The sequence below is a fragment of the Collinsella sp. genome, from assembly GCF_052346665.1.
In the GTDB taxonomy this organism is placed as follows: Bacteria; Actinomycetota; Coriobacteriia; order Coriobacteriales; family Coriobacteriaceae; genus Collinsella.
Window position 1 is genome coordinate 4768 of the sequence record NZ_DAWDUX010000061.1, and the last position, 1181, is coordinate 5948.

Sequence of the window (1181 nt, forward strand, 5' to 3'; positions counted from 1 at the left end):
AGCCCAAGAAACCGGGACCGACCACGAGGCTCTCGCGATGGTCGCGCACCCAATCCCAGGAGAACCCTTCGACAAGCCGCTCCGCCGTGAGCGGGGCCGCATCCGGCCGAAGGCCCAACGCGAACGCGAGCCTCCCCAGCAGCTCATCCGACGTGGCGAAGCGCGCGCGGAGTTCCCCCATGTCGAGGTCGCGATCGCGTTTGGAAAGGCGTCTGCCATCGGGGGCGACCAAAAGCGGCACGTGCGCATACTCGGGATGCGCATACCCCAGGAGATCCTGCAGGTACATTTGGCGGGCGGTCGATCCCAGCAGATCGCAACCGCGAACGACCTCGGTGACACCCATCTCGGCGTCGTCCACGACGACGGCCAGCTGATAGGCGAAGACCCCGTCGCTGCGGCGCACGAGGAAATCCCCGCACTCCCGGGAAAGGTCCTCGATGCGCTCGCCGTACGTCCGGTCGACGAACCTCACGACGCGCGAGCTCATGGCGGTCCGGCCCCCAAAGCCCATGCCGGGATCGCCCGGGTCGTCGACCGCGGGCACCCGCAGGCGCACCGCGGGAGGCCGGAGGGCGGAACGCTCGGCGACCTGCGCGCTCGTCAAATCTCGACACGTGCCCGCGTACACAGGCGTGCCGTCGCTGGCATGGGGCGCACTTGCGGCATGAAGCTCGGCGCGCGTGCAAAAACAGGGGTACAGAAGGCCCAGCGCGTCCAACTTGGCCAACGCGGCACCATACAGGTCCAGGCGCTCGGTCTGGTAATAGGGTCCCTCGTCCCAATCGAGGCCCAGCCAACGCAGGTCATCCATGAGCAGCTCGGTCCACGGGCCGCTGCGGGCGCGGTCGTCGAGATCCTCGATGCGAAGGACAATCCTGCCGCCTTGGCTGCGGACCGACAGCCACGCCAAAAGCGAGGCGGCGACGTTTCCCAGATGCATGCGCCCCGTGGGTGAGGGCGCAAAACGACCCACAACCGGAAGCACCCCGCACTCCGGCACCCCACGCTCCGCACTTTCGACGCGGGCCCCATGCAATGCGCCGTCCATCGCGGCTACGCCCACGGATCGCGCTCGAAGAGGGGCTCGGGGTCGGGACGGCGGTCGGAATACGGGTCATACCCGTCGTCATCCTCGTTCTCCGCGCGGATGCACGGGTCCTCATACGCAGGCGCGCGCC

The 1181-nt window shown here is 68.4% G+C and carries 1 protein-coding gene; it reads right to left on the minus strand.

Going from position 1 to position 1181, the window contains the following annotated elements; all coding sequences use genetic code 11:
* A partial coding sequence (gene gluQRS, locus ACT8II_RS09045; protein WP_233546097.1) for a tRNA glutamyl-Q(34) synthetase GluQRS occupies positions 1-943 on the minus strand: 943 nt, incomplete at its 3' end.
* Between the last annotated feature and the right edge of the window lie 238 nt (positions 944-1181).